The organism is Streptosporangium sp. NPDC003464 (assembly GCF_053588315.1).
Genome location: NZ_JBSFPS010000464.1, coordinates 1 through 3,771, shown reverse-complemented (window position 1 = coordinate 3,771; position 3,771 = coordinate 1). Strand labels below are relative to the sequence as shown.

Genomic DNA, 3,771 nt, shown 5'->3' with positions numbered 1-3,771 from the left:
GGGCGGCTCTGGTGGGCGGTGGGTCATCGACGGCCGTAGCCCTGCCCAGCCGTGCTCTTTGCGGGCGGCCTGGAGGGTGCGGAGGCGGTCGATGACGGGCTCGGGCCGGGTGGTGCGGCGCCGCTCCCACCGGGGTGCGGTCCGGTCGGCGAGCTGGTCGCGGCGGCGGCTGGCGCTGGTACGGACGGCCCGCCAGCGGCGGCTGGTGCGGCGGGCGGTGGCGCCGATCGCCCGGCCGGTGAGTTCAGCGGCGGCTCCGCCGGCGTCGCCGCTCTGGACGGGGGTGGCGCCGGTGTTGTTGTAGATCTTGACGAGCCGCGAACTCTTCGGGATCCCGCGACCCTTGCTGGCGCGCCCGCCGGGCTTGCGGTTGGTGTGCTTGACCGCGACGGCCATGAGGCCGCCGGCGGCGACGACCACAACGAGTTCCAGGCCGGTCATTAGAAGATCGCTCCCCACAGGGAGCCGAAGCTCAGCCCGCCGAATGAGGTGGCCCCGGCCAGCATGGCGCCGGTCAGGATGCCCCATCCGCCGAGAAACACGATCTCGTAGGTGCGGGTCTGCTTGGTGAAGGACAGGGCGACCATCGCGGCGGTGAGCGCGATCCACAGGCCGGCCATGAGTTCCATGGGGTTCTCCTCAGCAGGTGGCGGGGATGGGCCGGATGTCGTTGATGCCGTCGCCATCGCGGTCGCCGCTCAGGTCCGGCTCGGGCGGGGTGATGGAGGTGATGCCGGCCGCACAGGTCGGGGTGGGCAGCTGCTCCACGACGGCGGGCCTCGGAGCGCGGTGGCCAGCGGCGGGGGTACCGCACGCGGTCAGGGTGAGCAGGACGGCCGCGGCGTAGGCGGCCATGCGGGTACGAGACATGGGGATCTCCTCAGCGGGGGTCTAGCTGGAGGTCGGCGCGGAGCCGTTGGCGGAAGAGGCCGCCTTGTCGAGCGCGGCCATGTTCAGTCCCTTGCGGATGATGGCTTGCCCCGCCTCGGTGAGCCCGGCTGCCTTCAAGTCCGCCTCGGTGGGCGGCTGGTCCGTTGCGCACTGCTGGAGGAGTGCCATCGCCCGCCGGGCCTCTTCCTCCTCGGTGAGCTCCGGCTCGGTTGGCGCGACCGGTGGCTCCAGAGGCGAGTCCCCGGCCTTCCGCTCGGCACGGTCGGCGGCTTCCTCGGCAGCCGTCTTCGGCGGCAGCACGCCGGCCTGGCGCAGGATGCTCTCCACCCGGCTGCGGGAGATCTCAAAATCGCGAGCCAGTCCCCGAATCGAATCGGCCTGAGGGTAGGCGGCGACCACGGCTTCAGCCAGGGTCCGCGCGGGTGGTTTCGGCGGTGCCGGAGGCTCGGCCACCTCCTCGGCGGGTGGCTCAGGCTGGCTGACGGGCTCTTCGACCGCGAGGGGAGAAACCGGGGTATAAGCCATGCGGATCTGCTTCATCAGCAGCTCATAGGAGCCAAGCACAGCCAGCGGCGGAATGGCGCTGACCAGGCGCGACAGCATGCCGCCGTGCCAGCCGTGCGCCACGTTGACCGCCAGGGTGACCAGGGCGCCGGCGAACACAGGCTCATCGGCACGTTCGTCCGCACCTCGCGCCCAAGGACGATGCCCGCCGAACCGGCCGGGCTGACCGACAGGGAACGGGAAATCCTCATCTTGATCACCCGGGGCCGTTCGAACTCGGAGATCGCCGCTGACCTGACCGTCTCCCCGTCGACCGTCAAAAACCACGTGACGAGCCTGTTCGCCAAAATAGGCGTCAGGGACCGGGCGCAGGCCGTCATCCTCGCCTACGAGGCGGCGTTGGTCCAACCTGGAGAGTAGGAACAGGATCCCGGAGTCCTCGCCCGAGAACCGTCCCCGGGCGCGACGAATGCCGGCGGACATCGCCACGCACCAGCCGCTGCTTGCCCGTATCAACCGATCGGTTGATGCCGTAATCCACCACCCCGCTCCCCGTACGGACGATCCGTCACCCCCGCCCCCGCGCGATTCTCAAGGCATGCCAACACACCGGGAGCCCGCCCTCCGCACCACCGGACTCCGCAAAGCCTTCGGCGACCACCTGGCCGTCGACGACATCCACCTCACCGTCCCCGCCGGATCCTTCTACGGCCTGGTCGGTCCCAACGGAGCCGGCAAGACCACCACCCTGGCCATGGCCGTCGGCCTGCTCCGCCCCGACTCCGGCAGCGCCGAGATCTTCGGCGTCGACGTCTGACGTGACACCGTCCAGGCCAAGGGACTGATCGGCGTGCTGCCCGACGGGAACGCCATGCCGGAACGACTCACCGGCCGCGAAGTCCTCACCTACCTCGGCCTGCTGCGCGGCCTGCCGCCCGCCGTCGTCGCCGAGCGCACCGACGAACTCCTCCAGGTCCTCGAACTCGACTCCGCCGAGCGGACCCTGGTCATCGAATACTCCACCGGCATGCGCAAGAAGATCGGCCTGGCCGTCGCCCTCCTGCACGCGCCCCGCCTGCTCGTCCTGGACGAGCCCTTCGAGGCCGTCGACCCCGTCTCCGCAGCCACGATCAGGGCCATCCTGCGCAGGTTCGTGGGCAACGGCGGCTCCGTGATCATCTCCAGCCACGTCATGGCCCTCGTCGAGCAGCTCTGCGACCACGTGGGCGTCATCTCCGACGGCCGCGTCGTAGCCGCCGGGCCGCTGGCCGACGTACGCGGCGCCGGAACCCTGGAGGACGCCTTCGTCGACCTCGTCGGCGCCCGCACCGGAGGGACGGAGGGGCTGGCATGGCTCACCTCCTGACCCCCGGCCCGGTCGCCTTGGCACGGCACATGATCCGCATGCGGCTGGCGCTCATGCGCAACTCCCTGCGCGGCGACAACGCCTCCAACCTCTACACCGGCGTCTCGCTCGGGCTGATCCTGGCCTTCGCGACGATCGCCGTCGCTGTCCTGCGGCCCGTCTACCTGCCAGTCACGCTGGCGGTCTGGCTGTCCGGCTGGATCTTCGGCCCCATCTTCATCGGGGGTGGCAGCGAAGCCCTGCGCCCCGAGTACTTCTCCATGCTCCCGGCCACGCCAGGCCGGATCGCGGCGGCACTGCTCGCCGGAGCCTTCGCCGGCCCCGCACCGGCGGTCAACCTCGTCGCCCTGATGTCACTGCCGGTGTACGGCTGGCGCTTCGGCCCGGCGGGTGTGCTCATCGGCCTCGCAGCAGCGGTCATCACGCTCATCACGATGGTGATGATCTCCCATGTGATCGTGGCCCTGATCGGCCTGTTCGTCAGATCCCGCGCCACCGCGGCAGTGGTCGGCGTGGTGACCGGAACCGCCATCGCCCTGTGCAGCAACGGCTGGGCCCCGGTAGCGGCGCTGGGCGGCGCCGATACCGCCCTGCGCCACTCCCCCCCCCACATCAAGACCCTCGTCCTGACCACCTTCGACGCCGACTCCGACGTCCTGCCCGCCATCGAAGCCGGCGCCACCGGCTACCTCCTCAAAGACGCCCCCACCGACGAACTCCTGCGCGCCGTCCGCGCCGCAGCCGCCGGCGAGCCGGTCCTGTCCCCCTCGGTCGCCGGACGCCTGATGGGCCAGGTACGCAAACCGGTCAAGGCTGCCCTCACCGACCGCGAACTCCAAGTCCTCGCCCTCGTCGCCGACGGCGCCTCCAACCGCCAGGCGGCCGCCAAGCTCTTCATCAGCGAAGCCAGCATTAACAGCGTGTCCTACATGGTGGGTGAGTCGTTGAACTCACCATGGACGGCGGGCGATGGGACTGGATCGTCCCGGCGGGGTTGTGGGAGATCGCGC

At 70.6% G+C, this 3,771-nt stretch carries 6 protein-coding genes and 1 pseudogene; 3 read left to right on the top strand and 4 right to left on the bottom strand.

The window, feature by feature from the left end:
- The 4 genes from ACWDS7_RS47215 to ACWDS7_RS47200 form a co-directional block, all read right to left on the bottom strand.
- Nucleotides 1-441: hypothetical protein (locus ACWDS7_RS47215; RefSeq protein ID WP_451934633.1), on the bottom strand; the 441-nt coding region annotated here is incomplete at its 3' end.
- Nucleotides 441-629, bottom strand: coding sequence for a hypothetical protein (locus tag ACWDS7_RS47210; RefSeq protein WP_451934632.1), 189 nt, complete (start codon nt 627-629; stop codon nt 441-443). The genes ACWDS7_RS47215 and ACWDS7_RS47210, both read right to left, overlap by 1 nt.
- 10 nt (nt 630-639) lie before the next feature.
- A complete protein-coding gene (locus ACWDS7_RS47205) occupies nt 640-870 on the bottom strand; it encodes a hypothetical protein (protein ID WP_451934631.1) in 231 nt (76 codons plus the stop codon).
- Between the two features lie 21 nt (nt 871-891).
- Nucleotides 892-1,554 carry a hypothetical protein gene (locus tag ACWDS7_RS47200; RefSeq protein ID WP_451934630.1) on the bottom strand — a complete coding sequence of 221 codons (663 nt, stop codon included), beginning with the start codon at nt 1,552-1,554 and terminating at the stop codon, nt 892-894.
- Between the two features lie 42 nt (nt 1,555-1,596).
- Between ACWDS7_RS47200 and ACWDS7_RS47195 the strand changes: the two genes are divergently transcribed.
- The 3 genes and pseudogenes from ACWDS7_RS47195 to ACWDS7_RS47185 form a co-directional block, all read left to right on the top strand.
- A complete protein-coding gene (locus ACWDS7_RS47195) occupies nt 1,597-1,815 on the top strand; it encodes a response regulator transcription factor (protein WP_451934629.1) in 219 nt (72 codons plus the stop codon).
- 178 nt (nt 1,816-1,993) lie between these two features.
- Nucleotides 1,994-2,761 (top strand): annotated as a pseudogene (locus ACWDS7_RS47190) (ABC transporter ATP-binding protein).
- Nucleotides 2,746-3,771: LuxR C-terminal-related transcriptional regulator (locus tag ACWDS7_RS47185; RefSeq protein WP_451934628.1), on the top strand; the 1,026-nt coding region annotated here is incomplete at its 3' end. The pseudogene ACWDS7_RS47190 and the gene ACWDS7_RS47185, both read left to right, overlap by 16 nt.

Excerpts from the sequence above, each read along its gene's own strand:
- ACWDS7_RS47210 (WP_451934632.1), bottom strand. The coding sequence starts at position 629 with ATGGAACTCATGGCCGGCCTGTGGATCGCGCTCACCGCCGCGATGGTC.
- ACWDS7_RS47205 (WP_451934631.1), bottom strand. The coding sequence starts at position 870 with ATGTCTCGTACCCGCATGGCCGCCTACGCCGCGGCCGTCCTGCTCACC.
- ACWDS7_RS47195 (WP_451934629.1), top strand. The coding sequence starts at position 1,597 with ATGCCCGCCGAACCGGCCGGGCTGACCGACAGGGAACGGGAAATCCTC.